The following is a 25,294-nucleotide window of genomic DNA, read 5'->3' as shown; positions in this document are numbered from 1 at the left end:
TGCGACGTCAGAACGGTGTGATTCCGTATACCGGCTGGTCGGCGGAGAGCAACCGGCGCAGCGTGCGTAACGCGCCTGCGACGTGCTCGATGATCTGACCGGCGGCACCGAGGGTGAGCGGGTCTGCCCCACCGAGATAGATCGAGCCGAGCACCCAGGCATCGAGCGTGACATCAGCGGTGGCCGCATCGTCTCTCGTGACGTGAGCACCGGCATCCGTCACCGTCAGCCGGAATGTGCCTGATGCGTGCCCGAGCGGGTCGGTGATCTGCATGACGATCTTGCCGGGAGACGAGTACGGCCTCGCCTCGAGCGCGGCGATCGGGTTGAGAATGCGCAGCCACAGCCAGTCCTGCTCAGCGGTGACGGTGAGCAGTCGCGGGTTCTCGAGCGCCCAGGCGAGGGGTTCATCGAGCCGGGCCTGGTTCCAGGTGACCTTCTCGGTCAGGTCGATCGACGCGAGGTACTGCCACAGTCCGAGCGCGGCGTTGTCGTCGGCGGCGACGAGGTCGATCACGTCGACGGCGAGGGGATCCCCGGCCACCCGGTAGGAGACGTACCCGTCGACGGTGCCGCTCGTGTCGTAGTGGAGGGCGGCTCGCACGCTGCGGTCCTCGTTGCCGTCCGAATCGACGAGACCGGTGATGGCGTGCCAGATGCCGACGTGGCGGTCGACCGATCCGGTCTGGGTCTCGTGGAACCGTGCGAAGACGCGCGGTCCGATGTCGGTCAGTTCGAGCGCCTCGATCTGCTCGCACGTGCCGGAAGGCTCGGTGAGCAGGCGGAAGCGTGCGTCGGTCGCGAGGGAGACGCTGCGCGTCCACGCGGCAGGACCGAACCCGAACCGGCGATAGATCGTCGCCTCGGATGCCGTGAGCGCGGCGATCGCGAAACCGTCGGCCGCGGCGATGGCCAGGTTCTCGGTCATCATCCGCCGGAGCAGTCCCCGTCTGCGGTGGGTTGGCCGGACCGTGACCGCCGAGATGAGATGCGCGGGCACGAGGTGACCGCCACCCACGTTCAGGGATTTGGCGAACGACGAGAACGTGGCGACGGGATACTCGGCGGGAAGCGACGGCTCCCGGCGGGATACCGGGTACGCGCCGGTGAGCGTCTGGCCGTCGGTGAGCAGCGCTTCCGACACACGTACGAGGGAGGCTTCGGTGTATCTCTTGGAATGGAAGCCCTGGGTTTCGGCCTGCAGCCAGCCACGGGTCTCGGCGTTGACCTCGGTGCCCGATGGGGTGAAACGGCGGATGTCATAGCTGTCGTCGATTGTGCTCACACCGAAACCCTACGGCGAAGCGTGATGAGAACGACAGCGCCGACGAGGAGACCCCAGAACGCGCTCCCCACTCCCAGGACGACGATTCCGGATGCGACGACGAGGAACGTCGCGATCGCCGGGAGCCGGGAATCCGGGTCCTCGAGAGCTCCGGTCAGTGACGCCACGAGGGCGCCGAGGACGGCGAGCCCGGCAACGGCGGTGATGATGATGGGCGGAGACGCGGCGACGAGTGCCGTCGCCACTCCGGCCCCGAGCCCGAGTACCAGGTAGACGATGCCTGCGGTGAACGACGCGATCCACCGTTTGTTGCGGTCGGGATGTGCCTCCGGGCTCGCCATGAGGGCGGCCGTGATCGCGGCGAGGTTGATGACGTGACCGCCGAAAAGCGCCCCGAGCCCGGATGCCGCGCCTGACCCCATCAGTGCCGCACGGGTGGGAACCGTGTATCCGAAGGTGGACATCACAATGACGCCCGGCACGTTCTGCCCGGCCATCGTCACGATGAAGAGAGGAATCCCGAGACTGAGCACCACAGCCGGGTCGAATTCGGGCGTGACGAAGGTCAGTGAGGGAGCGAGCGTTGCCGCATCGAGCCAATCCGTTCCCGCCGTGAGCCCGATCGCCACAGCGGCGACGGCCATCGCCCCTGGCACGGCCCACCGTTGCGCGAACCGGTACAGGACCAGCCACGTCACGACGATCGGCAGGCCGAGCAGGGGCAGTTCGACCGATGCCTGGATCGGCGCGAGGCAGATGGGAAAAAGAATGCCGGCGAGCATCGCGGATGCCAGGGGCTTCGGGATCCGGGTGATGGCGCGTGCCAGGGGCGACCAGAGTCCGCAGAGGACGATCAGCACGGCACAGACGAGGAAGGCACCGACGGCGGACGCGAAGCTTGCGGATCCCGTGCCTGCTGCGAGCAGCAGTGCGGCACCCGGCGTCGACCACGCGAATGACAGCGGAATGCGCAGGAACCAGGTCAGCACGATGCTGGTGATCCCGACGACGAGGCAGAGAGCGAGCAGTCCCGATGACGCTTGCGCGTCGCTCGCACCGACGGCGCGGAGGCCCGCGATGACGAGCGCGAACGAGGTGGCGAACCCGGTGATGGCCGCAACGACCCCGGCGGAGATGGGTTGGAGAATGACGGATCCTCTGGGCTCAGGCGGGCGCGGTCTGCGTGCGATGATTCTCATCCTGTCCGCTGGGGGCTCGTCCTGCCAACTCCGGATGTTCCGGCACCGTAGGCTCGGAGCATGAGTGTGCACCTGGTTGGCGGCGGTTGGTCCGAATCTTTCGACACGGCGGTTTACGCCCTATTCCTTTCTGAGGTGACAGAGCGCGCAAGCGCTGCGGGCGCCGAGGAGCCGCCGCGCGTTGCGGTCCTCGTCGTCCGCGACGGTGACGGCGATGAACACGCGGCGAAGCTCGTCGAAGCTGCGGGGATGGCCGGTGGATTCGAACCGGTGATCACGGCACTCGGTCACGGTGATGAGGCGACGAACGCGGCGCTCGCCGACGTGCACGGCATCCTCGTCGGTGGGGGACTGACCCCGGCGTACCTTGCGGCGCTCCAGCCGGTCTTCGGCGAGATCCGCAGGCAGGTCGCCGCAGGCGTGCCGTATCTCGGGTTCTCCGCCGGAGCATCCATTGCCTCCGAGCACGCGCTGGTCGGTGGCTGGCGTATCGGCGGTGTCGAGGTGAGCCCTGAGGCAGGTTCCGAGGACATCGACGAGGTCACCGTCGAGAACGGCATCGGCCTGCTCGACATCTCCGTCGACGTGCACGCCGTGCAGTGGGGCAACCTCTCCCGCCTCATCGCCGCGACCGAAGCGGGCCTTGTCGAAGGCGGGATCGCGATCGACGAGAACACCGCGTTCATCGTCGGCGAAGGTGCCCTTCGTGCGGTGGGAACCGGAACCGTCTGGCAGGTCCTCCCCGCCGAAGCAGGTGTGCGCGTCTCCTCCCTTGCTGCGGGATGACCTCCGTCTTCGACCTCGCCGCACTCGCGGCATCCGGTCGCATCGACGCCGGATGGGCGGCTGCGCTCGCGCCGGCTCAGCCCCAGCTGGATGCCATCGGGCAGCTTCTTGAGGAAGACGAGCAGGCGGGCATCGACGTGTTGCCGAGGCAGGAGAACATCCTCCGAGCCTTCACGGCGCCGCTCGATGACGTTCGCGTTCTCATCGTCGGCCAGGACCCGTACCCGACCCCCGGCCACTCGATCGGAATGGCATTCGCCGTCGAACCGCATGTTCGGCCGCTGCCCCGGAGTCTCGCGAACATCTATCGGGAACTCGCCGATGACCTCGGCACGCCGTCACCGGCATCCGGTGATCTGAGCCCATGGACGAGGAAGGGCGTTCTTCTCCTCAATCGGGTGCTGACCGTGCGCGCGGGGGAGTCGGGCTCCCATCGGGGGATCGGATGGGAGAGCGTGACGGATCTTGCGATTCGTACGCTCGTCGGAAGGGATGCTCCGCTCGTCGCCATTCTGTGGGGTCGCGATGCGCAAGCGCTCACCCCGCTCCTCGACACGACGCCGGTCGTGGCAAGCGCTCATCCCAGTCCGCTGTCCGCGTCGCGGGGTTTTTTCGGGTCCCGGCCGTTCTCTCGGGCGAACGCCCTGCTCGAGCAGCAGGGAGCAGCACCGGTGGACTGGAGCCTCGACAGCGAAAAGCTGTGGTGAAACACACCCGAAACGCGAGTCATCTACTCTTGAACGGTGCTTGAAGAGGAATATCAGCCGCGCCGCACACTGCCGCCGCACCTGCGTAAGAAGCCTGAACCCGAAACGCCCTTCAGCTACACCATCCGTGAGGCGGAACTGGCTGACCTGCCGCACATTCGCGAGATCTACAACTACTACGTCGCGAACAGCGTTGTGACCTTCGACGAAGACCGCATGTCGCTCGCGAAGTGGAAATCGAAGTTCGCGCACCTGCAGAAGCTCGGCATGCCGTTCATCGTCGCCGAATCGCCCAATAAGGTCATTCTCGGCTACGCCCTCGTCTCGCCGTGGAAAGAGAAACGGGCGTACAGGTTCACCGTCGAGAATTCGATCTATCTCGGTCCGGCTTCCACAGGTAAAGGACTCGGCCGGGTGATGCTCGCTGAACTGATCGAGCGATCGAAAGCGGCAGGGCTCAAGGAGATTCTCGCGGTGATCAGCGACAAGGGTGCCGAGGCGTCGATCGCCCTTCACGAGTCGTTCGGCTTCGCCGAGATCGGACGGATGGGCCGGGTCGGTTTCAAGTTCGAGCGGTGGCTCGGAACGGTGCTGCTGCAGAAGTCTCTCAAGTAACGGATGCCGGTCGGCTGCGATAGCGTGTCGGCATGCCGAAATCCGCTCCGTCCGATCGTCCCTCCCGGCACACCGTCCTCCGGTCGTATGCCGGCGAGATCCACGCAGAACCCGGCGCTGTCTACGCCGCCATCAAGCGACGGCTGACTCCGCCGGACCCGGACGTCACCCGCTTCACCGCCGATGATGCCGAGCGTCTCCTGGTCGTCCAGGGAGGCTGGTGGTACCGCGGCGAATACCGGGTGCTTCCGGTCGATGGCGGTTCACGGATCGAACACGAACTTCTCAATGTTGCCGGACCGCTGCATTTTCTGGGTGGCTTCGCCGCCCGCGCGTCGGTCAGACAGTCCGCCCACGTCTTCGGGCGCCTGCTGACGGAACTCGCCGCGGAACTGGAGGCATGACGAAGGGCCGGGGGTGCGTAACCCCCGGCCTTTCGTCATCCGTGCGGTCGTTCAGCCCTTGGGTGTTGCTCGGCTCAGGATGAAGTAGCCCGCGATCGCGGCGAGTGCCGTCGGAATGAGCGTCCACGCCACGACTCCGTGCGGGCCTGACGCGACGAACCATTCGCCGACGAGCGGCCAGCTCTGGGTGAAGGTGACCAGGGCGATGGCACCGAGCACCAGCAGCATCGTGATCGCACCGGCGATCAGGAGGCCGTTGGTGCGCCAGCGCATGAAGATCGACCCGCTCACGGCACCGATGAATGCGAAGAACAACATCGCCGCGGTGAACACGAACAGTCGCTGCCACACGGGGCCGGCGCCGAAGTAGACCGAAGTGAACATGTGGCCGCCGAAGCCCCACCCGTTCGTCCACTCCTCGACATACGACAGGAGTGTGAGGACGCCGCCGTACGCGACGGACAGCACGCCGAAAGCGAGGGAGGAGCCCAGGTAGAACTCCCGGCGCGTGAGGCTGAGTCCAAGGGCGTACGCGAACGTCATGTTCATCGACTGCACGCCGATGACGAGCAGATAGACGAAGACGTAGAACGAGGCGCCGCTCCACTGGGTGCCCTGGAACGCGTCCTGGCGGTCCGAACCAGACACATTGGCGTCGATGATCCACCAGATGGCCATGTTGATCAGCCAGATGAAGCCGAGGATCATCAGCGGGATCCAGTACACGGTCCACTTGTTGATGAAGTTGAGCCGCGCGGCGTTCCAGATGCGATTCATCGGGTGGGGGTTCCCCGCCGAAGCCGGAACTGGACCGGAGGTCGTCGGGGTCTGGGAACTTGTCGTCGAGGGGATGGTCATGACTGGGTCTCGAATTCCTTCTCGGTGAGATTGGTCTTTCTCACGATGAGTTGTTGCAGCGAAACGGGGGAGAGCTCGAGGCCGGCCTGAGCGGCCTCGCGACGTTCGTCGGCGTCGAGCCTTCCGACGGTGACGGAGGCGAGCCCTCCGATGCCGTCACGGTGGAGTACGTCGCGTCCCGCGACGAACGCGTCGACGGCTGTACGGGTGCCGACCACCGTTGTTGCCGACCCGCGCAGGGTCTCGGCTGGTTCGTCGATGATCAACGTGCCCTGGTCGATCACGAGCACATGCTCGAGCAGCTGTGAGACCTCGTCGATCAGGTGGGTCGAGAGCACGACGGTTCTGGGGTGTTCGGCGAAGTCGGCGAGCAGGCGGTCGTAGAACAACTGACGGGCGACGGCATCGAGTCCGAGGTACGGTTCGTCGAAGAACGTCAGTGGAGCGCGTGAAGCGAGCCCGACGATGACGCCGACGGCCGAAAGCTGCCCGCGCGAGAGTTTCTTGATTCGCCGGTTCACCGGGAGCCGGAACTCCTCGACCAGTTGGGCAGCGAAGTCGGCATCCCAGTTCTCGAAGAACCACGGAGCGCTCTGGAACACGTGCTTGGGCTGGAAATCGTCCGGGTAGCGCTGGCTCTCCTTGATGAAGGAGATCCGGCTGAGCACGCGGGCATTCTCGGTGGGATGTTCACCGAAGACCCGCACATCCCCGGAGGTGGCGAAGTCCTGGCCGGTCAGCACCTGCATGATCGTCGTCTTGCCGGCGCCATTCCTGCCGAGCAGCCCGGTGATGGTGTTCGGCTGGATCTCGAAGCTGGCGTTGTCGACCGCGGTGACTTTACCGAACCGTTTGGTCAGTCCGTGAACGCTGACGACCGCGCTCGATGCCGTCGAGGAGGGGGAGGAGGAGGTCATGCTGAAACACCTTCCGTGGAGATCATTTCTGTGAGCTGGTCGGGATCGATCCCGAGTTTTGCCGCCTCGGCGATGAGCGGGCGGATGAATTCGTCGCGGAACCGGGTTCTGCGAGCGTCAACGAGTCGGGCGCGGGCGCCCTCGGCCACAAACATGCCGATTCCTCTCTTCTTGTACAGGATTCCGTCGTCGACAAGGCGATTCACTCCCTTGCCTGCGGTTGCTGGATTGATTCGGTAGAACGCCGCGAACTCATTGGTCGACGGCACCTGGCTCTCTTCGGCGATCGAGCCCGCGATGATGTCGTTCTCGATCTGTTCCGCGATCTGCAGGAAGATCGGCTTGCCTTCGTCGATCACGGCACCTCCGGTTGTCTGGTTCATTACTTCAGTAACTAACCAACACTCTTTCGGTTGCGGTGTCAAGAGGCGCGGCATTTAATTTCCCCGAATAGGCTCGATGGGTGACCGAACTCCATGAACTGAGCGCACTCGACCAATGGCTTGCCCTGCAGCGGGGCGAAGTCACGCCCCCCGAGCTGACGGCGCATTACCTCGAACGAATCGAACGGATCGACCCTGGGCTCGGCGCCTTCGTCACGGTGACAGCGGACGCCGCCACCAGGCGAGCGAATGACCTTGAGCGCACCGTTCCACGGACGACTGCGCTGTGGGGTCTCCCGATCGCCGACAAGGACCTCGACATGCGACGTGGTGTCGCAACGGGATTCGGCTCGAGAGCTTTCGCCGGTACCATTTCGCCCCGGTCTGACGAGATCGTCGAGGTGCTCGACGGCGCCGGCGCGATCAGTCTCGGCAAGACAAATACTCCCGAGTTCGGGATGCACGGGTATACGGAGTCGCTCGTCGCACCGCCGGCCAGAAACCCGTGGGATCTCGCACTCGGGGCGGGTGGTTCGAGCGGGGGAGCGGCCGCCGCGGTGTCGGCGAGGCTGCTGCCGTTTGCCCCGGGCAGCGACGGCGGAGGGTCGATCCGGATTCCGGCTGCGGCGTGCGGACTCGTCGGAATCAAACCTTCCCGCGGGCTTGTTCCCGCCGGGTCAGGAATCGAATCGACCGGCGGCCTCGCGGTCAAGGGACCCATCGCCCGGTCGGTGACGGATGCCGCCCTTCTCCTGGATGCGATGATCGGACGCAAAAACGGGCGCATCGATCACCACTTCACTCTCCGTGCCCCGGACGACAACGACGGTGACCTGCTCGGCGCCGCTGTTCGCGGCGAGGGCCGGTACTCGATCGGCGTTCTGGGGAACTCACCGTTCGAGGACGGGATGGAGATCGCCGTGTCGGCCGAAGCATCCGCTGCCGTCAGTGTCGCTCTCGCTCACCTCGGCACGATGGGCCACGGTATCGAGAACGTGCGCCTCGAGCATGATGGCGGATATCTCGATGCTTTCCGTAAGCTGTGGCGGATTTCGGCATCCTCGATCCCGGTCGAGGACGATCGGCTGGGTCTGCTCGAACCGGTCACGCAACACCTCGTTCGTTCCGGCCGTGCGCTCGGTGCACGGGATGTCGTCGAGGCGCTCGCCGCCCTGACCGCCTTCGAACGCAGCGTGATCGCCCAGTTCTCGCGCTTCGACGCGGTGCTGACGCCCACGCTCGCACTGACGCCGCGGCCGGTCGGTTGGTGGGACACCGAGGACGCGGACAGGAACTTCGTTCAGCAGTGCCAGTATTCGCCGTTCACCTCGTTCGTGAATGTGGCGGGACTGCCCGCGCTCACCTTGCCCGTCGCTGAGACGGTCGATGGGCTCCCGATGGGTGTCCAGCTCATCGGTCGTCCGGGCGGAGAGTCAGCGCTCCTGGCCCTCGGCAGCCAGTTGGAGCGTCGCATCCGCTGGCACTTGCGAACTCCGGCCGTCGCGAACCGCTGAGGGCCCCGCGGGGGTCTTGGTCCACAATGGGATCATGACCACTGCAGCTCGCGTTCACCTCTCGAAGACCCGTCCCTCTGCGTACGAGAAGCTGGCCGCGTTCTCGAAAGAGGTCGGCGAACTCGCCCGCGCCGCCGGTATGGAACCGCTGCTCTGCGAGCTCGTGCAGATGCGGGCGTCGCAGATCAATGGCTGCGCCTATTGCCTGCGTGTGCACACGAAAAGGTCCCTCGAGCTCGGCGAGACAGCGGAGCGGATGACGATGCTCTCGGCGTGGCGGGATGCCGGACTGTACAGCGAGAGGGAGCGCGCGGCTCTCGCGCTGACCGAGGCAATCACGCTGGTGTCGCAGGGAAACGTCTCAGACGAGGTGTACGAGGCATCCCGCGACGTGTTCGATGAAGAAGAGTTCGCCACGCTCTCCTGGATGATCATTTCGATCAACACCTTCAACCGCGTCGCGGTGACGAGCCGGTATCTCGTCGACCCGGAGTAACTCTGGGAGCAGGCTGCGCAGATCGGCTTTCGTCTGGCGAAGTCAGGTAAGGCTTGCCTATACTGAGAGGGATATGACCGTTCAGACCCGCACCGACCACACCGGTCATCGAGCCAACGAAGCGAACCACAAGCAGCGCGTGCAGTTCCTCGTTGCCGCTGATGAATCCGCGCTCCCGGAACTCGAGGCGATGCTCACGACTCTTCCGCTGTGTGCGACGGGTCGGGTCTTCGTCGAAGTCGCTTCTGAGAGTGATATCGGTACTCTTCACGTTCCACCGCGGATGACCGTGACCTGGCTCTCCCGGTCGCACCGGTCCGGTGCCCCCGGCTCTGGCAGGTCCTGCTCGAAGGGCGAGGCCGTGTCTCGTGCTGTCCGTGCCTGGGCGGGCGAGATGCTCTGCGATCACCCCGAAGAGGTTCACGTCTGGCTGGGTGGAAACTACCGCGGTGTCGCGGCGTCTCACGAGTACCTGACCGCCGATCTCGGTGTCGCGGACGCCGTCATCGAGACTCCACCCGCGTACCGCCTCAGCACCTCGCGCTGAGCGGCGACTTGCTCGGGAGTGGGATAGGCCTCCGCTCGCGATCGACCGCCGGAGGTGGGACGGCGAAGTACCGGGCGCCGGTGCGGGAAATCCTCCACCCGTTGTTGTGGATGAGCATATGGCAGTGCCGGCACAGGAGGATGCCGTCGGCGATATCCGTTCTGCCGCCATCCGCCGCCCACTCATTGATGTGATGTGCCTCGGTGTACGAAGGTGGCCGGTCGCAGCCCGGCATTCGGCACCCACCGTCACGGATGGCGAGCGCGATGCGCTGCTTCGTCGTGAAGAGTCGCTCTTCGCGGCCGACGTCGAGCGGGCTTCCCGCTTGATCGAGGGTGACCGGGACGATTCCACTGATGCACCGCTGGCGGTCGATGAATTCACCGGGGACCGCCTCTCCGGTTTCCTCGAAGTATCCGATTCCCGTTGTCGTGCCGCGTCCGTCGTCGGTCGTCGCGCTCCCTGTTGTGGATCCGCCGGCGTCTGATTCAGCTGCGGGGAGGTTCTCGCGCGTGATCACCACTCGAACGCCGGGTTGGCGGGATCCGAATGCGAGGGTTCTGTCGGCCTCAGATCCGGCCTTGAGCAGATCCAGCATGAGATCGAACACGATCTGATCGTTGCTGCGGGTATCGGTACGCAGCTTGTCTGCCCGTTCGGCCTCTTCGGCGTCGACGAACCGGGGCCCTCCGCGGCGGGGGCGCATGGCTGCGCCGACGATGGCGTCAACCCACGCGGCTGACTCTTCGTCGAACTGGACCCATGCGGTTCTGGCGCCCTCGGGGGTGCGGCTGAACCGCCAGCTGCGATTCGCGTAGCGCTGATCCCAGCGTTCCCGTACTCCGAGCGGGTCGATCTCATCACGAAGGTGCCGCGCCCGGCGCCCGAGCTCGTCAGCGTGAACGCCGGCCGCATCGGCCACGATCTGTTCGGCCGCCGTGCGCAGCGTCTCGGAGCTCACGCGCTCCGTCGGTTCACCGAGTCCGCGCATGATGATCGTCACCGCTTCGGTGCGAAGAATACCTGCCCGCGCGGCGCGGGTCAGCGGCTCATGCCACGGCACCTCGGGCGCCGGCCGGACGGCGACGGCACTCGGCTCCAGTTCCGGAGACGTAGCGCCCGACGCCGGTCCCAGCAACCCATCCGCCCCGGCGGGCACTGGGGGGAACACCGCGGTCGCCGCGGCATCCGCCTCGCCCATCGCCCCGCCGAGCTTCACCTGCCGGAACGCCTCGGTGCGGGTGGACCCGGTCAGGCGTTGAATCAGGTGAACTGCCGTCCGGTCGCCGGTCGACTGCGCCAGTCCCGAGTACCCGAGCGCGCGCTCTGACCTCTTTGCGACCACTCCTGCACCGGCCGCGAGGATTGCGTCGAACTCGGAGCGTGCCCGGGCGGCTTCTCTCAGCAACTCCTGCAGCTCATCATTGCTTGCCGCATCGATGACCTGGGTGAGAGGAACCGGTGGAGCCGAAGCGAGCGAGGCCACAGGCACCCTGCCCTCGAACTCGGCCAGTCGGTCGCACACGCTGAGTGCGACATCTCGGACCAGTTCTGACATCTTCGCCATGCCCTCAGTGTATCGAAATCCGCTGACATGCGAAAGTATGTTCGATACATCTGTGGATAACTTCACCGCGAGAAATGCACACCGACCAGCCATACTTGGACCCATGGCATCCGGCATTCCCTCTCTTTCCTTGAACGACGGCACGACCATTCCGCAGCTGGGTCTCGGGGTGTACAAAGTGCCGGAGAAATCGGTGGCGGATGTGGTCACGACAGCGATCGACGCCGGGTACCGCCATATCGACACAGCGACCCTCTACGCCAACGAGAAAGGTGTCGGCGAGGGCATCCGGCGGAGTGGAATCGACCGCGATGAGCTCTACCTGACGACGAAGGTCTGGAACTCGGACCATGGTTTCGACAGCACCCTGCGTGCATTCGACACGAGCATGGAACTCCTCGGGGTCGACGTGCTCGACCTGTACCTGATCCACTGGCCCGCTCCGACGCAAAACCGCTACGTCGACACCTGGCGGGCGCTCGAGCGGCTGAAGGAGGAGGGCCGCACCCGTTCCATCGGTGTGAGCAACTTCCACCCTCACCACCTCGAGCGACTGTTCGACGAAACCAGCATCGTGCCGGCCGTGAACCAGATCGAACTACACCCGTGGCTGCCGCAGTCCGAGTCCCGGGCGTTCCACGAGGCCCACGGAATCATCACCGAAGCATGGTCGCCGCTCGCCCGCGGCGGCATCCTCGACAACCCGACTCTCGACATGATCGCCCAGAAGCACGGGGTCAGCGCCGCGCAGGTCGTTCTTCGCTGGCACCTCCAGCTCGGCAACGTCGTGATCCCAAAGTCGGTCACGCCCTCGCGCATCGCCGAGAACATCGACGTCCTGGGGTTCGAGCTCGATGACGACGACATCACCGGTATCGCCACCCTCGAGTCGGGCGAACGGACGGGCAGGGACCCGGACGACCTCGACTGAACTAGCCTTCGAGCTCGGCGCGAACCTGCGGGAGCACCTCGGTCGCGAGCAGCTCGATCGATCGCATTACCAGGTCGTGCGGCATCCCCGACCAGTCCATCTGCAACGCCTGCCGGTCGTGGCCGAGGTGGGAATGGAGCGTGAGGATCTTGTCCGCCACTTCGTTCGGGCTGCCGGCGAAGATCGCCCCGCGTTTCGCGGTCTGGCTGTCGTAGCCCAGCCTGCTGGGGGCGGTGAACCCGCGTTCGGCGGCGATCTTCGCCATCGACCGCTTCCAGTACGGAAAGAACGTGTCCTTCGCTTCCTGGCTCGTGGGGGCGATGAAACCGGGGCCAGACACCGCGACACGCAGGTCGGATGCCGCGTGGCCCGCTTTTCGCCCGGACTCGCGGTACAGCGCGGCGAGCGGCGCGAACTGCTCCGGATAGCCACCGATGATTGCATAGTTGACCGGGAGCCCGAGGTACCCGGCGCGCATCGACGACTCAGGATTTCCTCCTGTCGCGATCCAGATGTCGAGCTTTCCCGTCAGCGGCCGGGGCAGGATCAACGCATCGTCGAGGGGCGGACGGAACTTGCCTCTCCACGTGACGCGCTCGTTGGCATTGATTTCGAGCAGAAGCGCGAGTTTCTCTTCGTACAGTTCGTCGTAGTCGGCGAGGTTCGCACCGAACAGCGGGAACGATTCGATGAAAGAGCCGCGGCCGGCGGCGAGCTCGACCCTGCCGTTGGAGAGAAGGTCGATCGTCGCGAACTGCTGGAACACGCGCACCGGGTCCTCGGTCGACAGCACGGTGACCGCGCTCGACAGGCGGATCCGCTTCGTTGCGGTCGCGGCTGCCGCGAGGATGATCGCCGGTGAGGTGATCGAGTATTCCGGTCGGTGGTGTTCTCCGATGCCGAACCAGTCCAGCCCGGAATCATCCGCGAGCCGGATCCATTCCATCGTGTTCGCCAGTTGCGCCCCGGCCGTTCCCGGCATCCCTGTGGACGGATCGCTGGGAATATCACCGAACGTGTAGACACCGAGCTCCATGGTCATACCGATCGCGGAAGGCGCTTGCGTCGGCGGGGAAGGTAGCCGCCCTTCTCCAGTCCGGCTTCGATTTCGAACCGGTTCTCGAGCGGGTTCGTGCCCGCCGCGAGGTACAGGAGCGGGAAAACCATCCCATAGCGTTGCCATTGGCGTTTGTGGACGGCCTCGTGCTCGAGGACGTCGTCCGACACGTTCGTGCGGGTGAGGTAGCAGCCGCCGACGCAGGATCCGCCGCGGCCGAACGTCCAGTTCGGCATGCCGGTGAACACCCACAGACCGTTGCGGCGCTCGACGGGGCCGGTCGACCAGATCGCACCCCAGATGAGACCGACGAGGTTGGCGTACAGGTAACCGAGGCGACTGACGGGGGAGTCGAAGAGAACCCGCTTCATCGTTTCTGCCGAGACTTCTCTACGGGAACACTCATCCTCTGAGGCTATCGATCCCGCGCGCGTCGCGCACAGTCAGCGGGCGAGAGCGCCGAGGATTCTCAGGATGGTACCGAGGTCGTCGACGGCGTGCGCGGAACTCGCCGGGGCGAACCCGGTGATTCCGCCTCCGGAGAACCCGAACTTCCCCTTCACGGCGCCGATCAGTTCCACGAGGGTCGCGGCGGGGAGCCCGAACGGTTCGGCCCAGTCCGTGCCGGCGATGTCGGCGGGGTCGAGCACGTCGAGGTCGACGTGAACGTACACCTTTGATGCACCGGATGCCGCGACCGCCTCGATCACGGCGTCTGGCGTCGCGTCCTCGACCGACAGCATCCGCATACCGGTGTCGTCGAGGCAGTCCTGTTCGCCCTGGTCGACGTCGCGGGCACCGATCATGATCACGCGCTCGGGAGAGAGCGGAGTTTTTGGGGCGAGTTCCTGAACGCCGCCGAGGAGGGCACGCAGGACCATGCCGTCGAAGGATCCCGATGGCGAGCTCTCGGGGGTGTTGAGGTCTGGGTGGGCGTCGAACCAGAGCACGCACGTGTCGTCGTTCGCCGAGAGCACGGCGTTGATGGCGGCGAGCTCGACCGAGCATCCGCCTCCGACGGTGATCACCGGGCCGGTCGCGGCACGGAGCACGGCGTCCTGACGTTCCCGGATGATGCGCAGTGACGACAGGCGGTTGACGCCGCTGTCGAGGGAGTCCCCGGCCTCGGGCGGGACATCGACGACGGTCGTCGCCGTGGAGGGAAGGTCTCCCCGGATGGCCTCTGCTCCGTCGATGAGCCGCATCGCGCGGGATGAACCGGAACCCTGCCACGCGGGCACAACCACGAAAGTCGCCATCCCCTTAGTATCCAAGGTTTCGACGGCGCGGAGCGAACTCCGCACAAATCCGCTGTGTTGCGTCGCGTTTCGCTGTCGTGGCACAAGGCGCGCCGGCAAGGCAGAATGGAGGGGTTGCCACGCGAGCGGGGAGGAGCCCGGATGATCGAGAACAGCACCGGGCGCCGCCTCGTCATGGTCGAGGTGACCGAGCAACGCGAGAACTCTCCCGCCTACGACGCTTACGTCCGCACGATGATCGATCGGGCCGCTGCCGAGGCGCGCGACTCGGGCTGGGACGTCAACCAGGTCTCCGCAGCGGACATCGGCGTCGACGGCCTGCTGCAGGCCGCCCGCGATGTCGACGCCGTCGTCATCATGGGCGGCGAAGACATCGACCCACGGTTCTACGACGGCGAACGCGGGTACGAGGGCGAAGGCGAGCACTTCGAGGTCGCTGACGCTGCCCAGATCGAACTTGTCCGGTTCGCCGTGACTCGCGGCCTCCCGCTCCTCGGCATCTGCCGGGGCCACCAGGTGATCAACGTCGCCCTCGGGGGAACCCTTCTCCAGCACGTCGACGACGCGGGTCACCGCAACGTCGACCTGCCCGTCGAATACGCCCTCGTCGAGCACCCGGTGCGGCTGGCGGTGTCGAGCACTCTCCGTGACCGTTTCGGGAGCGACCACATCGTCGTCCAGAGTGCTCACCACCAGGTCGTCGACCGCCTCGGCCTCGGTCTTCAGGCCGTCGGCTGGGCACATGACGGCCACATCGAAGCGATCGAACACCGCGATCTTCCGATCACCGGCGTGCAGTGGCACCCGGAGGCTCTGCTCGCGCCTGCCGGCCAGCTCCGTGTTCTCCTCGACGGCCTCGCCGTGCAGACCGACGCCCTGCTCGAAATCGCCTGACCCAACGAACGCGACGGACCCCGGGACGGATGCCGGAGCATCCGTCCCGGGGTCCGGGCAATTCGCCGGTGCGAACTACTGGTTCGGCGTGTACGGCGCGGTCTGGGTCGCCTCGACCGCGGGCTGGGACTGCGAGCCGGAGACAGCGGCCGAGCCGCCCGACTTCATAGCGGCGAGCCGGGCTTCGACCTCGGTCAGTTCTCCGATGTCCTCGAGCGACTCGAACTGCGCGTCAAGGCTGGATGCGGCGAGCTCCTGCTGACCGCGGACCTTCGCTTCTTCACGACGGATTTTGTCCTCGAAACGGCTGACCTCGCTGGTCGGGTCCATGATGTCGATGCTCTTGACGGCGTCGGCCACCTTCTTCTGCGCCTCGGCGGTCTTCGACCGCGCGACGAGTTCGCTGCGCTTCGACTTGAGCTGTTCAAGCTTTTGCTTCATGCCGTTGAGGCCGTTCTTCAGCTGGTCGACGACCTGGGTCTGCGACGCGATCTGCGGCTCGGCCATCTTCGCCTCGTTCTCCGAGGTGATCTGGCGCTGCAGGGCGACCTTCGCGAGGTTGTCGAACTTGTCGGCGTCGCCGGCATTGCCCGCCGAACGGTACTCGTCGGCCTTACGGCTCGCGGCGAGGGCCTTGTTGCCCCAGTCGCTCGCTGCACGCACGTCTTCGGCGTGGTCCTCTTCGAGCAGACGCAGGTTGCCGATGGTCTCTGCGATGGCGCTCTCCGCGTCGGCGATGCTGTTGGTGTAGTCGCGCACCATCTGGTCGAGCATGAGCTGCGGGTCTTCCGCCTGGTCGATGAGCGCGTTGATGTTCGCCTTCGCCAGTTGCGCGATGCGCCCGAAGATCGACTGTTTGGTCATGATTCTTCCTTCCGATCGGTATTGATATGTCCGATGGGCGTCAGAAACGCCCACCACCCCGGCGTGAGCGGGTGCCGCCCCCGCCGAAACTTCCTGCACTCCGGCCACTCGACCGGCCGCCGCCTCCGAAGCCGCCGCCGAAGCCACCGCCTCCGAAACCGCCACCGAAGCCACCGCTTGAGCGGCCGCCTCCGCCGAGAACCGAATTGATGATGATCCCGCCGAGAATGGCACCCATCATGCCGTTCCCCGATTGCTGCTGGCCGCCACCGAGCATCCCGCCGTAGCCACCGGACATCCCGAACCCGGAGACGTCAGACTGGGCCGAGTCGATCGCGGCCCGGGCGAGCTGGTGCGAGGTCTGGGCGTATGCGAGGGCAGAGACGGGGTCGGATGCTGCTGCCTGCTGCGCCTGCACGAGGTTGCGTCCCGCTTCGGCCAGTCTCGTTCGCGCGTCGGGTCCGACGGCCCCTCTGCGGGCAACGATGTAATCCTCGGCGGCGGAGACCTGCGCGCTCGCGGAGGAGATGGCGTGTCCGAGTTGGGACTGGGCGCGCTGGAACTGTGCCTGTGCGTCGCGCACCCGCTGGAGAATGCCGTCGATCGCGGTGTTTGCGGCTTCGAGGCGCTGCAGCAGGTTGAGCGGATTGTGGACGCCGGACCGGCGCTGCTCGACGTCGGCGATAGCGCCTTCGGTCGCAGAGATGACATTGACGAGCGAGCCGTCAGGATCGGGCTGCGACCGGGCGAGCTGGAGGTCACTTCGCAGGTCGGCGAGCACATCGGCGATCGAGCCGTCTGCGGCATCGAGATCAGAGCCCAGTTTGTCGATGGCGTCCAGAAGGATCCCCGCCTGGTCGATCGATTCCTCGGCCGCCCGGATGTCGACGGCAGCCTCGCTGAGCTGATTCGCCGCGATGTCTTCGTCGGCGGCGTCGAGCGTTGTGGACGCGAAGGTCAGCCGTTCACCCGCTTGCTCCACATTGTCGGCGACCGTGCTGAGCGCGGCCGAGTCGAAGCGAGTGCCCAGGGTTTCGAGCGTGCCGGCAGCCGCGGACAGGCGGGCGCTGACCTGGGCGTGCTCGGCCCGGAGACCGGCAACGGCAGCGGGAGCGTTGTTCTCGAGCTGCCGAAGCTCATCGAACGCCGCGGCCTCCCGGTCGAGGGCTGCGTTCGCGTCGATGCACAGGCGGATGATGTCTGCGTTCCAGGCCCGGATCTGCTGTTCGGTATCGGGTTCGGCATCGGAGAGTTTCTGCCGGATCGTGAAGGCGCGCGACAGGTTCTCGGACGCGGTGGCGATAGCCGCACGGAACGACGCAACCGTCTCTTCTCCGTACTGGGCGACGGCGAAGCCCAGTTCTTCCTGGCTGGTCTTCACGGCGTCGTCGGTGTCGACGAGGGCGCTTCCGGCCTGGCGCTGCAGATCCTCCGTCGAGACGGCCGCGAGTTCGGCCGGTTCACCGGCACGGGGATTCACCTCGTGCTTTTTCGTGGAGCGGCGTCTCATCAGGACGACGAGCACGATGATGGCGAGCACCGCGATGCCGGCGATGATCAGCCCACCCCCGGGGAAGCCGCTTCCGCCTGGGGCAGCGGAGACATCGTCGCCCGAGATGGCGCTCTGCAGTCCGTTCGCCGCTGCGACACCGGCGCCGCCCCAGTCGCCGTCGCTCAGTCGCGGCTGCACCAGTCGCTGCTCGATCTCGCCGATCTGGTCGTCGCTGACCGGGCCATCGGTGGCACCGGAGAGATAGTAGCTCCGCTGCTCGGTGGCGACGGCGAGCAGATACTGCGCCGGACCGAGCCCGTTTGCCTCGGCCGTCGTGTTCGTCCACTCTGCGGCATCCGTCGGGTTCTCGAAGGTGTCGACGTAGACAACCCAGAGGTCGGCGCCCGTCTCGCTGTTGAGGGACTCGACCGCTGACTCGATGGCTTCCTCGTCTGTGCCGCTCAGCACACCGGACTCGTCGAGCACCCGGCCGGACGGAAGATCCACGGGCTCTGCCGCGATCGCCGCCGCTGGCGTTCCCAGGACGAGGCCGGCTGTCAGCGCTGCAAGAACCCAGAGTGAGCGTGCCCGCATGGAACCGCCTTCGATTGTCGGTGGAGTAACTCCTGCGAGTCTAGGGTCGCCCGACTGGGGGAGTCCAGACACCGGAGTTTCGCCCCCGGGGCTCGCTTGACGGCATCCGGCTGTGTTATCGAACCGCAGGCATCGACGACGCGAGTTCACGGTGGCGGCAGGTCGGCTCGTGCAGCCGGACCCGCCTGTTGACCAGGCGGCAGCGTGGCATCCGTTCGCCGCGGGGAGCGGCGGCTAGCGTGTTCCGAGTGAGCTACGATCCGTACCCCAGCGACGTTCTCGCCACCGATTGGCGAAGAAGCAAGACCCCTCCTCCCGCCGAACACGAAGCGGTGATGGACCTCGTCGTCGAAGAGGTGATGAGCGGCTGGTGCGGCGCGGTCACCGGTATCGAAGGCAAGACCGTCCAGCTCGAGGACCGCCACGGCAAACGCCGCGTGTTCCCGCTCGGCGCCGGATTCCTCCTCGAGGGCAAGCCCGTGATCCTCGTTCCCCCGAAGAAGAAGACCCAAGGCCCGACGCGCACGGCATCCGGATCGTTTGCCGTCGCCGACTCGCGTGCCCGCGTCGCCCTGCCCAGCCGCATCTATGTCGAGGGTCGTCACGACGCCGAACTCGTCGAGAAGGTCTGGGGTGACGACCTGCGGGTCGAGGGCGTCGTCGTCGAGTACCTCGGCGGCATCGACGACCTCACCTCGATCATCGCCGACTTCGCGCCGACACCGAAGCGCAAGGTCGGTGTGCTCGTCGATCACCTCGTACCCGGCTCGAAAGAGACCCGAATCGCAGATGCCGTCATGCGCGGCCCGCACGCGGGGAACGTTCTCGTCGTCGGCCACCCCTACGTCGACGTGTGGCAATCGGTGAAGCCTGCGCGGGTCGGTCTCACGGAATGGCCGGAGATCCCACGGTCGATCGAGTGGAAGAAGGGCATATGCGCGGCCCTCGGTCTTCCGAACGAGAACCAGGCCGATATCGCCAGGGCGTGGCAGGCGATCCTCCGACGGGTGCGGAACTACTCCGACCTCGAACCGGCGTTCCTCGGCCGCGTCGAGGAACTCATCGATTTCGTCACCGCCCCGTAGAGCCTCCTCCCGCGAGAAGCGCCGCCATCACCGTGCGGCGACGTTCGGGGGAAACCAGCACGCTGACACTGTCGGACACCTGTTCGATCGAGCCGATGCCGGCCGGCAGCTCACGCACGCGTTCATCCGTGATCGACTCCAGCAGAGTCTCGGGCACAGCCCCGATCCCGAGGAACGGACGATCCCAGAACGGCTCGATAGCGGCCGCGACGCTCGGAAGGCCCACGTGTCGCTGCCCTTCGTTCAGCGCTGTTACGGCCGTCGCGAGTCCCGCCTCACGATTTTCCCATCGGTTGGCACCGAGCGCAGCGGTCAGCGCTGGCGCCACGTCGGCAGCGATGGGGAGGTCGGCGAACATCGTGCCGAGCCACTTCGAATACGGCGGCCAGCGCCGCTCGAGCAAAAACCCCAGTCGCATCGCCGCGACTGCGATCCGCCCCGCGATCAGCCCGGATCCGACCTCGTCACCCCGCGATGCAGCCCGCCCGACGAACGGGAACTCCTGCCCGATGCGCGCCCACTCGGCGGCGAGGACGTAGCGCCACACGTCGTCCGGGTACCAGTCGAACCGGTTCCGGATCGCGGCGAATGCGCCCGCATCGTCGGCGAACACTCCGCCGGCGGTGACCTCGAGAACCGATTGTCCGGTCAGCGACAGCCAGTCCGTGATTCCCAGCGGCTCAGGGCCGACCCCGGTCCTCGAGGAAACGAACTCGTCCGCCGTCGACACCTCGACCTGCACGGTCGGAACCGGATGCCACGTGGTGGCGAACCGGGTCGGGTGCCCGCGATACTCCGGTGGCAGCTGCTGCGCGAGCCAGACCCGGATCGGTTCGACGACATCCTGTTCGACGAGGATGGTCAGCCGGAGCCCCCAGTCGTGGTCGCGGGACAGCGCGTCGTCGAGGCCGAGTACGTCCGACCCGGAACCGAATCGGCCGGCGGCGAGCGGCAACCCCGGCCAGCGTTCGTCGACCAGGGGGCGCACGACCTCGGTGAAGTAGTCGCGAGACAGATCCGTTCCTGACAGGCTCATGGTGGCCATGGTCCCAGGATCGCCCGCGGGCGCGCTACCTCGAGGGGTCTACCGTGCTCCGTTTTTCTTGAGCCACCAGGTGGCGAGGGGATCGAATGCGCTCGACGGATGCTCGTCGGCCGTCGGATCAGAGACCCCGCCGACCACGACGCCGAACGGACGGTCCCCGTTCACCCGGTGAGGATCTCGAGTCCCTCATCGAGCATCCGCCCCGGGTGGCCTCATCGGTCGGCGCGCCGATTCCCACCCCGAGCACCAGCCGTCCGCCTGAGTAGTTCTGCAGGGAGACGGTCTGGCGGGCGAGTTCCCACGGGCGGCGCCGGGGGAGCGGGGTGACGAGAGGGCCGAGAAGGATGCTGTCGGTCGCTGCGGCGACAGCGGTCAACGCCACCCACGGGTCGACGTGGTCGTTCTGATCGAGATCGCAGAACAGGAGGTGATCCCAGAGGAAGAAGCCGTCCCAGCCGGAGCGTTCAGCGTCACGGGCGAGACCCGCGAGCACGCGGGCGTCACCGAAAGCGCCGAAGTTGGGGAGATGGAGTCCGTACTTCATGCCGGAACTCTACGTCCGACGTGCGACGTTCGAGTAAAAAAATGTGCCCTCGGCAGGATTCGAACCTGCGACCTGCGGTACCGGAAACCGACGCTCTATCCCCTGAGCTACGAAGGCGTGCGAAACAAAACTATCAGAATTCAGCGGGCACATTCGCCCGCACCGGCTGGGCCAAACCGCGGCGAGCGCACCGGCATCCCCGTGTGAGGATGGACAAATGCATCGCACCGTTTCTGCCCACCTCGAGTTCCGTCTGGACGGGCCTGGCGATGTTGTTCTCTCGATCGCCGTCGCGGCCGGGACGCCCATCCTCTCCGAGACGCTGTCGGTGCTGGTGGGCGGGACGGAGACCACACCCGTCGAGCTCACCGACCGGCACGGTTCCCGGCTGCATCGCCTGAGCGGCTACACCGGGCCGGTCTCGGTGCACTATCACGCGGTTGTCGCCGGCCAGCGTCCGGTAGAGCCGGCGAGCGCTCTCGACCACCTGCTCTACCTCCGGCCCAGCCGGTTCGCCGAATCAGACAAGCTGTACGGCGTCGCCCGCAGCAGGTTCGGCGCTCTGCGCGGCCAGGCGCTTCTCGACGCGGTCTCCGCGTTCGTGTTCGAGACCCTCAGCTACGTTCCCGGAGCGAGTAACGCCGGTGACAGCGCGGCAACAACGCTCGCGTCACAAAGGGGGGTCTGCCGCGACTACGCCCACGTCGTCGTTGCCCTGCTTCGGGCGTGCGACGTTCCTGCGCGCATCGTGTCGGCTTACGCTCCCGGCCTCAAGCCGATGGATTTCCACGTCCTCGCCGAAGCCTGGATCGACGGCCACTGGCGCATCGTGGATGCCACGCGGCTGGCACCGAGACAATCGCTCGTCCGCATCGCGACCGGTCGCGACGGATCTGACATCGCCTTCCTCACGAGCCACCACACCCAGCTCACTCTCGACCGGGTCGAGGTGGGCGCCGTTGCTCAAATGCTGCCGAGTGACGACCAGCGGGTTCCGGTGCTTCTGCCCTGACCTAGGAGAGGTGCTCGATCGCCGCTTCGGCGAGCTGCTCGGCATCACCGGGTTCGAAGAACGAGATCGCCCGCAAGGTGACCCAGTACGAGCCGCTGAAGACCTGGGCCTCGCCCTCCTGCCCGATCACCTGGAAGTAGCCTTCGACGGGAGGGGTCCCGTAGGTCGGCACCTGCTTGCTCTCGGTGACCGCGAGGTTCTTGAGCGCGGTGAGCTGGTTGTCAGTGAGCTTCGCGACCGCGATGTCGATCGTCTCGCTGCTGGAGTTGTTGATCCACTGGCAGGTGAGGCCGTTCATTCCGGCGATCACTCCGGCCTTGCTGTCCTTCTTCGGGGCGGCGTCGGCAACGGCGCTGACGTTCGGGTTGAACGCGTACATGTCGTCGAGGGTGATCAGCTCGTCACACGTGATGTCGAGGGGCTGGCTCATGACGGCAGCTTCGCTCGGTTCCACGCTGGGGGTCACGCTGGGCTCAGGTGTTGCGCTCGCCGACGCACTGGGCTCGTTCGATGGCTGTGGCTCGTCGGCTGGAGTGCAGCCGGAGAACAGGACAACGCCGAGCGCAGCAGCGGCAAGAACGGCGAGGGGGCGCGACGGCGCGAACGTGGAAGCCATATCCAACTCTCTCTGGGGGATGCCTCCGACACTAACAACTGCCGCAGTACCTGCAGCGCATGTGGTCGCGTCGGGCCGATATGCCCGAGCGGATAGAATTGCTGAGTGACCCCTGACGATCTTGCCTCCGCCCTGTTCGAACTCGTCGTACCGCTCGCCGAGGACCGACGACCGGGAGCAGGAGCCGAGATCCGCCGCGAAGACGTCGTTCTCGAGCGGCCACGCAACCGTGACCACGGCGACTGGGCCTCGAACGTCGCGATGCGCATCGCGAAGAAGATCGGTGCGAACCCGCGCGACATCGCGGCCGAGCTGGCCACCGGCCTCGCCGCCGTTCCCGGCGTTGCGACGGCGGAGGTCGCCGGACCCGGGTTCCTCAACGTGCGCCTCGACGCTGCAGCGTCCGGTGCGCTCGCGAAGACGATCGTCGACGCCGGGCCCGCTTACGGTCACAACGACTCTCTCGCAGGGCAATCGATCAACATCGAATTCGTTTCGGCCAACCCGACCGGCCCATTGCACATCGGGCACACCCGGTGGGCCGCGCTCGGTGACTCGATCGCCCGCGTGCTTCGCGCATCCGGGGCGACCATCGCCAGCGAGTACTACATCAACGACGCAGGCAGCCAGATGGATACCTTCGGAGCGTCGATCCTCGCCGCCATCAAGGGTGAGCCGACGCCCGAGGGCGGCTACCCGGGCGCATACATCGGTGAGCTCGGCCGCCAGGTGCTCGAGACCGAGCCAGGGGTCGCCGACCTGCCGGACGACGAGGCGCTGCCGATCGCCCGGGAGATCGCCTACCGCCTGCAGCTCGCCGAGATCGAGAAGTCGCTCTCGAGTTTCAACGTGCACTTCGACGTGTGGTTCTCCGAGCGGGAACTTCACGCGAAGAACGCGGAGACCGGCAAGAGCGCCATCGATGAGGCCGTCGAACGCCTGCGCGAACAGGGTCACGTCTTCGACGCCGACGACGCCGTCTGGGTTCGCACCACCGAATTCGGTGATGACAAGGACCGCGTCATCCGTCGCGGCAACAGCATCTACACCTACTTCGCCGCGGATGCCGCCTATTACCTGTCGAAATCGGATCGCGGCTTCGCGCACAAGATCTACCTGCTCGGCGCCGACCACCACGGGTACGTCCACCGCCTGAAGGCGCTCGCCGGTGCGGCAGGTGACGACCCCAACGTCGACATCGAGGTCCTCATCGGCCAGCTGGTCAGCATCAACGGCGCGAAGCTGTCCAAGCGGGCAGGCAACATCATCGAGCTCGACGATCTGCAGGCGTGGATCGGCACCGATGCGCTGCGCTACTCGCTCGGGCGCTACCCGGCCGACTCGCCCCTCACCCTCGACCCGGAACAGCTCCGCAAGCGCAGCAACGACAACCCAGTGTTCTACGTGCAGTACGCCCACGCCCGGACCCACTCGGTCGGCCGGAACGCCGCGGTCGCGGGTGTCGACCGCAGCGCGTTCGCCCCGGAGCTGCTCGACCACGAGACCGAAGCGGCACTCCTCGGCGCACTGCAGGAGTTCCCGCGGATCGTGGCGCAGGCAGCACAATTGCGCGAGCCCCACCGCGTCGCGCGCTACCTGGAAGAGGTCGCAGGCCTGTACCACCGCTGGTACGACAACTGCCGGGTGATTCCCCTCGGTGACGAGCCCATCGGCGACGTCCACCGTTCACGGCTGTGGCTCAACGATGCCACCGGTCAGGTTCTCCGGAACGGCCTCGACCTGCTCGGCGTTTCTGCTCCAGAACGGATGTGACGTGACCGACGGCTGGGAGGAACTGCAGCGCGGAGCTGCCGCGGGCAACCGTCCTGCCAGAAAGCCGGCGGGCAGGCGGTTCCTCACGGCACTCGTCATCCTCGTCGTCGCGGCGATCGTCGTCGTCGGTGGAGCCTTCCTCGCCGAGACCGTCACGCGGGGCATCGCCGAGGATTCCGTCGCGGCGGCCGCCGAAGCGAGTCTGCCCTCGAACGTCGAGGGAACCGTCGATGTCGACATCGCGGGCGACTGGGTGCTGCTGCAACTGCTCAGCGGCCGGATGGACACCGTCACCCTGACGTCGGCTGACGCCAGGTTCGACGACATCCCGGTCGAGAACGTGCGCGTGGCGGCATCCGGGGTTCCCCTCGACCTCAAGAGCGCGATCGACGACATCGCCGCAACGGCGAGCCTCGACCAGCCCGCCCTCAACGAGCTGCTCACCTTGCCGGGAAACGACCCCGAGTTGACGCTCAACGATGACACGGTGGGCTACGAAGACTCGACGACCTTCTTTGGGATTCCGGTCGGTTACCGGGTGACGGCATCCCTCGTCCCAGACGGAACCGAAGTCCTGCTGACACCGGAGAGCGCCGAGGTGACGACCGTGATCGGCGACCTCGACCTCTCAGGCCTCGTGGAACAGATCGTCGGCTCAGAACCGATCCGCATCTGCGTCGCCGAGAAGCTGCCCGAAGGGGTCACGATTTCGGGGATCGAGGTGCGGAACGGCCTGGCGACCCTCGACCTTTCGGCGTCGAACTTCGTCCTCTCGGGTCAGGCGCTCAGGACGACGGGGGAGTGCCCGGCCTGACGCCGGAGCCCGGCCGGATTCTCCGAGCCGCATACG

The 25,294-nt window shown here is 66.3% G+C and carries 27 protein-coding genes and 1 tRNA gene; 13 read left to right on the top strand and 15 right to left on the bottom strand.

The window, feature by feature from the left end; genetic code table 11:
* Window positions 1-7 precede the first annotated feature (7 nt).
* Both D9V29_RS00440 and D9V29_RS00435 read right to left on the bottom strand, forming a co-directional pair.
* Window positions 8-1,285 carry a GNAT family N-acetyltransferase gene (locus D9V29_RS00440; protein WP_121671353.1) on the bottom strand — a complete coding sequence of 426 codons (1,278 nt, stop codon included), beginning with the start codon at window positions 1,283-1,285 and terminating at the stop codon, window positions 8-10.
* Entirely contained in the window at window positions 1,282-2,484 is a 1,203-nt protein-coding gene (locus D9V29_RS00435; protein WP_121671352.1) for a benzoate/H(+) symporter BenE family transporter, read from the bottom strand. The genes D9V29_RS00440 and D9V29_RS00435 overlap by 4 nt, the downstream gene beginning before the upstream one ends.
* Before the next feature lie 60 nt (window positions 2,485-2,544).
* On the opposite strand from D9V29_RS00435, the gene D9V29_RS00430 reads away from it, so the two are divergent.
* Genes D9V29_RS00430 through D9V29_RS00415 form a run of 4 tightly spaced genes read left to right on the top strand, consistent with a single transcriptional unit; the run spans window position 2,545 to window position 4,996 of the window.
* The gene (locus D9V29_RS00430; protein ID WP_121671351.1) at window positions 2,545-3,270 is read left to right on the top strand and encodes a Type 1 glutamine amidotransferase-like domain-containing protein; all 726 of its coding nucleotides are present in this window, start codon (window positions 2,545-2,547) and stop codon (window positions 3,268-3,270) included.
* On the top strand, window positions 3,267-3,977 hold the full coding sequence (locus D9V29_RS00425; RefSeq protein WP_121671350.1) for a uracil-DNA glycosylase: 711 nt from the start codon (window positions 3,267-3,269) through the stop codon (window positions 3,975-3,977). The genes D9V29_RS00430 and D9V29_RS00425 overlap by 4 nt, the downstream gene beginning before the upstream one ends.
* Window positions 3,978-4,013: 36 nt before the next feature.
* Entirely contained in the window at window positions 4,014-4,592 is a 579-nt protein-coding gene (locus D9V29_RS00420; protein WP_121671349.1) for a GNAT family N-acetyltransferase, read from the top strand.
* 32 nt (window positions 4,593-4,624) lie between these two features.
* Window positions 4,625-4,996: a hypothetical protein gene (locus D9V29_RS00415; RefSeq protein WP_121671348.1), complete on the top strand. Its 372-nt coding sequence runs from the start codon at window positions 4,625-4,627 to the stop codon at window positions 4,994-4,996.
* A gap of 51 nt (window positions 4,997-5,047) precedes the next feature.
* Here the strand turns inward: D9V29_RS00415 and D9V29_RS00410 are convergent, their stop codons facing one another.
* The 3 genes from D9V29_RS00410 to D9V29_RS00400 all read right to left on the bottom strand — a co-directional run bounded on the left by D9V29_RS00410 (window position 5,048) and on the right by D9V29_RS00400 (window position 7,154).
* Entirely contained in the window at window positions 5,048-5,773 is a 726-nt protein-coding gene (locus D9V29_RS00410; RefSeq protein ID WP_121671514.1) for a hypothetical protein, read from the bottom strand.
* A 77-nt stretch (window positions 5,774-5,850) separates the two neighbouring features.
* Entirely contained in the window at window positions 5,851-6,771 is a 921-nt protein-coding gene (locus D9V29_RS00405) for an ABC transporter ATP-binding protein (protein ID WP_121671347.1), read from the bottom strand.
* On the bottom strand, window positions 6,768-7,154 hold the full coding sequence (locus tag D9V29_RS00400; protein ID WP_220699903.1) for a GntR family transcriptional regulator: 387 nt from the start codon (window positions 7,152-7,154) through the stop codon (window positions 6,768-6,770). Before D9V29_RS00400 ends, D9V29_RS00405 begins: the two co-directional genes overlap by 4 nt.
* Window positions 7,155-7,234: 80 nt before the next feature.
* Here D9V29_RS00400 and D9V29_RS00395 point away from each other — a divergent pair, with 80 nt between their 5' ends.
* The 3 genes from D9V29_RS00395 (at window position 7,235) to D9V29_RS00385 (ending at window position 9,711) form a co-directional block, all read left to right on the top strand.
* Window positions 7,235-8,668, top strand: a complete 1,434-nt coding sequence (locus D9V29_RS00395; RefSeq protein WP_121671346.1) for an amidase — start codon at window positions 7,235-7,237, stop codon at window positions 8,666-8,668.
* A 34-nt stretch (window positions 8,669-8,702) separates the two neighbouring features.
* A complete protein-coding gene (locus D9V29_RS00390) occupies window positions 8,703-9,164 on the top strand; it encodes a carboxymuconolactone decarboxylase family protein (protein WP_121671345.1) in 462 nt (153 codons plus the stop codon).
* Between the two features lie 73 nt (window positions 9,165-9,237).
* Window positions 9,238-9,711, top strand: a complete 474-nt coding sequence (locus D9V29_RS00385; protein ID WP_121671344.1) for an SIP domain-containing protein — start codon at window positions 9,238-9,240, stop codon at window positions 9,709-9,711.
* Here D9V29_RS00385 and D9V29_RS00375 read toward each other — a convergent pair.
* The gene (locus D9V29_RS00375) at window positions 9,695-11,278 is read right to left on the bottom strand and encodes an HNH endonuclease signature motif containing protein (RefSeq protein WP_183084860.1); all 1,584 of its coding nucleotides are present in this window, start codon (window positions 11,276-11,278) and stop codon (window positions 9,695-9,697) included. The two genes, D9V29_RS00385 and D9V29_RS00375, sit on opposite strands and share 17 nt — an antisense overlap.
* A gap of 103 nt (window positions 11,279-11,381) precedes the next feature.
* Here D9V29_RS00375 and D9V29_RS00370 point away from each other — a divergent pair, with 103 nt between their 5' ends.
* Window positions 11,382-12,209, top strand: coding sequence for an aldo/keto reductase (locus D9V29_RS00370; protein WP_121671343.1), 828 nt, complete (start codon window positions 11,382-11,384; stop codon window positions 12,207-12,209).
* 1 nt (window position 12,210) lies between these two features.
* Here D9V29_RS00370 and D9V29_RS00365 read toward each other — a convergent pair whose 3' ends face one another.
* The 3 genes from D9V29_RS00365 to D9V29_RS00355 all read right to left on the bottom strand — a co-directional run bounded on the left by D9V29_RS00365 (window position 12,211) and on the right by D9V29_RS00355 (window position 14,525).
* Window positions 12,211-13,251: an LLM class flavin-dependent oxidoreductase gene (locus D9V29_RS00365; protein WP_229790406.1), complete on the bottom strand. Its 1,041-nt coding sequence runs from the start codon at window positions 13,249-13,251 to the stop codon at window positions 12,211-12,213.
* Complete coding sequence (locus D9V29_RS00360) at window positions 13,248-13,637, bottom strand: Fe-S oxidoreductase (protein ID WP_121671341.1); 390 nt, start codon at window positions 13,635-13,637, stop codon at window positions 13,248-13,250. The genes D9V29_RS00365 and D9V29_RS00360 overlap by 4 nt, the downstream gene beginning before the upstream one ends.
* Window positions 13,638-13,709: 72 nt before the next feature.
* On the bottom strand, window positions 13,710-14,525 hold the full coding sequence (locus D9V29_RS00355; RefSeq protein WP_121671340.1) for an arginase family protein: 816 nt from the start codon (window positions 14,523-14,525) through the stop codon (window positions 13,710-13,712).
* 141 nt (window positions 14,526-14,666) lie between these two features.
* On the opposite strand from D9V29_RS00355, the gene D9V29_RS00350 reads away from it, so the two are divergent.
* A complete protein-coding gene (locus D9V29_RS00350; protein WP_121671339.1) occupies window positions 14,667-15,419 on the top strand; it encodes a gamma-glutamyl-gamma-aminobutyrate hydrolase family protein in 753 nt (250 codons plus the stop codon).
* A gap of 75 nt (window positions 15,420-15,494) precedes the next feature.
* Here D9V29_RS00350 and D9V29_RS00345 read toward each other — a convergent pair whose 3' ends face one another.
* A complete protein-coding gene (locus D9V29_RS00345; protein ID WP_121671338.1) occupies window positions 15,495-16,283 on the bottom strand; it encodes a PspA/IM30 family protein in 789 nt (262 codons plus the stop codon).
* A gap of 40 nt (window positions 16,284-16,323) precedes the next feature.
* Complete coding sequence (locus D9V29_RS00340) at window positions 16,324-18,369, bottom strand: TPM domain-containing protein (RefSeq protein WP_121671337.1); 2,046 nt, start codon at window positions 18,367-18,369, stop codon at window positions 16,324-16,326.
* Window positions 18,370-18,617: 248 nt separating this feature from the next.
* Here D9V29_RS00340 and D9V29_RS00335 point away from each other — a divergent pair, with 248 nt between their 5' ends.
* Window positions 18,618-19,454: a DUF3097 domain-containing protein gene (locus D9V29_RS00335; RefSeq protein WP_220699902.1), complete on the top strand. Its 837-nt coding sequence runs from the start codon at window positions 18,618-18,620 to the stop codon at window positions 19,452-19,454.
* On the opposite strand, the gene D9V29_RS00330 is transcribed toward D9V29_RS00335, so the two are convergent.
* The 3 genes from D9V29_RS00330 to D9V29_RS00320 form a co-directional block, all read right to left on the bottom strand.
* On the bottom strand, window positions 19,441-20,499 hold the full coding sequence (locus D9V29_RS00330) for a DUF4037 domain-containing protein (RefSeq protein ID WP_121671335.1): 1,059 nt from the start codon (window positions 20,497-20,499) through the stop codon (window positions 19,441-19,443). The two genes, D9V29_RS00335 and D9V29_RS00330, sit on opposite strands and share 14 nt — an antisense overlap.
* Window positions 20,500-20,617: 118 nt before the next feature.
* Window positions 20,618-21,043 (bottom strand): LLM class flavin-dependent oxidoreductase, encoded by a 426-nt coding sequence (locus D9V29_RS00325; RefSeq protein ID WP_121671334.1) that lies wholly within the window; start codon window positions 21,041-21,043, stop codon window positions 20,618-20,620.
* Window positions 21,044-21,087: 44 nt separating this feature from the next.
* Window positions 21,088-21,160: transfer RNA gene (locus D9V29_RS00320), tRNA-Arg, on the bottom strand.
* Window positions 21,161-21,260: 100 nt separating this feature from the next.
* Here D9V29_RS00320 and D9V29_RS00315 point away from each other — a divergent pair.
* Window positions 21,261-22,055: a transglutaminase-like domain-containing protein gene (locus D9V29_RS00315; protein WP_121671333.1), complete on the top strand. Its 795-nt coding sequence runs from the start codon at window positions 21,261-21,263 to the stop codon at window positions 22,053-22,055.
* A 1-nt stretch (window position 22,056) separates the two neighbouring features.
* On the opposite strand, the gene D9V29_RS00310 is transcribed toward D9V29_RS00315, so the two are convergent.
* Window positions 22,057-22,671, bottom strand: coding sequence for a DUF3558 domain-containing protein (locus D9V29_RS00310; RefSeq protein ID WP_121671332.1), 615 nt, complete (start codon window positions 22,669-22,671; stop codon window positions 22,057-22,059).
* Window positions 22,672-22,776: 105 nt separating this feature from the next.
* Between D9V29_RS00310 and D9V29_RS00305 the strand changes: the two genes are divergently transcribed.
* Together D9V29_RS00305 and D9V29_RS00300 are read left to right on the top strand one after the other, a co-directional pair.
* Window positions 22,777-24,444, top strand: coding sequence for an arginine--tRNA ligase (locus D9V29_RS00305; protein WP_121671331.1), 1,668 nt, complete (start codon window positions 22,777-22,779; stop codon window positions 24,442-24,444).
* Window position 24,445: 1 nt separating this feature from the next.
* Entirely contained in the window at window positions 24,446-25,258 is an 813-nt protein-coding gene (locus D9V29_RS00300; protein WP_183084859.1) for an LmeA family phospholipid-binding protein, read from the top strand.
* Window positions 25,259-25,294 lie beyond the last annotated feature (36 nt).

The sequence above is a fragment of the Mycetocola manganoxydans genome (genome assembly GCF_003667545.1).
GTDB classification, from domain to species: domain Bacteria; phylum Actinomycetota; class Actinomycetes; order Actinomycetales; family Microbacteriaceae; genus Mycetocola_A; species Mycetocola_A manganoxydans.
Note: the sequence above shows the minus strand (reverse complement) of the source record. Positions and strands in the feature narration are given on the sequence as shown.

Bases quoted from the DNA above. Each gene is read 5' to 3' on its own strand.
- D9V29_RS00435 (WP_121671352.1), bottom strand. From the start codon at position 2,484: ATGAGAATCATCGCACGCAGACCGCGCCCGCCTGAGCCCAGAGGATCC.
- D9V29_RS00430 (WP_121671351.1), top strand. From the start codon at position 2,545: ATGAGTGTGCACCTGGTTGGCGGCGGTTGGTCCGAATCTTTCGACACG.
- D9V29_RS00425 (WP_121671350.1), top strand. From the start codon at position 3,267: ATGACCTCCGTCTTCGACCTCGCCGCACTCGCGGCATCCGGTCGCATC.
- D9V29_RS00415 (WP_121671348.1), top strand. From the start codon at position 4,625: ATGCCGAAATCCGCTCCGTCCGATCGTCCCTCCCGGCACACCGTCCTC.
- D9V29_RS00410 (WP_121671514.1), bottom strand. From the start codon at position 5,773: ATGAATCGCATCTGGAACGCCGCGCGGCTCAACTTCATCAACAAGTGG.
- D9V29_RS00405 (WP_121671347.1), bottom strand. From the start codon at position 6,771: ATGACCTCCTCCTCCCCCTCCTCGACGGCATCGAGCGCGGTCGTCAGC.
- D9V29_RS00400 (WP_220699903.1), bottom strand. From the start codon at position 7,154: ATGAACCAGACAACCGGAGGTGCCGTGATCGACGAAGGCAAGCCGATC.
- D9V29_RS00390 (WP_121671345.1), top strand. From the start codon at position 8,703: ATGACCACTGCAGCTCGCGTTCACCTCTCGAAGACCCGTCCCTCTGCG.
- D9V29_RS00385 (WP_121671344.1), top strand. From the start codon at position 9,238: ATGACCGTTCAGACCCGCACCGACCACACCGGTCATCGAGCCAACGAA.
- D9V29_RS00375 (WP_183084860.1), bottom strand. From the start codon at position 11,278: ATGGCGAAGATGTCAGAACTGGTCCGAGATGTCGCACTCAGCGTGTGC.
- D9V29_RS00370 (WP_121671343.1), top strand. From the start codon at position 11,382: ATGGCATCCGGCATTCCCTCTCTTTCCTTGAACGACGGCACGACCATT.
- D9V29_RS00365 (WP_229790406.1), bottom strand. From the start codon at position 13,251: ATGACCATGGAGCTCGGTGTCTACACGTTCGGTGATATTCCCAGCGAT.
- D9V29_RS00360 (WP_121671341.1), bottom strand. From the start codon at position 13,637: ATGAAGCGGGTTCTCTTCGACTCCCCCGTCAGTCGCCTCGGTTACCTG.
- D9V29_RS00355 (WP_121671340.1), bottom strand. From the start codon at position 14,525: ATGGCGACTTTCGTGGTTGTGCCCGCGTGGCAGGGTTCCGGTTCATCC.
- D9V29_RS00350 (WP_121671339.1), top strand. From the start codon at position 14,667: ATGATCGAGAACAGCACCGGGCGCCGCCTCGTCATGGTCGAGGTGACC.
- D9V29_RS00345 (WP_121671338.1), bottom strand. From the start codon at position 16,283: ATGACCAAACAGTCGATCTTCGGGCGCATCGCGCAACTGGCGAAGGCG.
- D9V29_RS00340 (WP_121671337.1), bottom strand. From the start codon at position 18,369: ATGCGGGCACGCTCACTCTGGGTTCTTGCAGCGCTGACAGCCGGCCTC.
- D9V29_RS00330 (WP_121671335.1), bottom strand. From the start codon at position 20,499: ATGGCCACCATGAGCCTGTCAGGAACGGATCTGTCTCGCGACTACTTC.
- D9V29_RS00325 (WP_121671334.1), bottom strand. From the start codon at position 21,043: ATGAAGTACGGACTCCATCTCCCCAACTTCGGCGCTTTCGGTGACGCC.
- D9V29_RS00315 (WP_121671333.1), top strand. From the start codon at position 21,261: ATGCATCGCACCGTTTCTGCCCACCTCGAGTTCCGTCTGGACGGGCCT.
- D9V29_RS00310 (WP_121671332.1), bottom strand. From the start codon at position 22,671: ATGGCTTCCACGTTCGCGCCGTCGCGCCCCCTCGCCGTTCTTGCCGCT.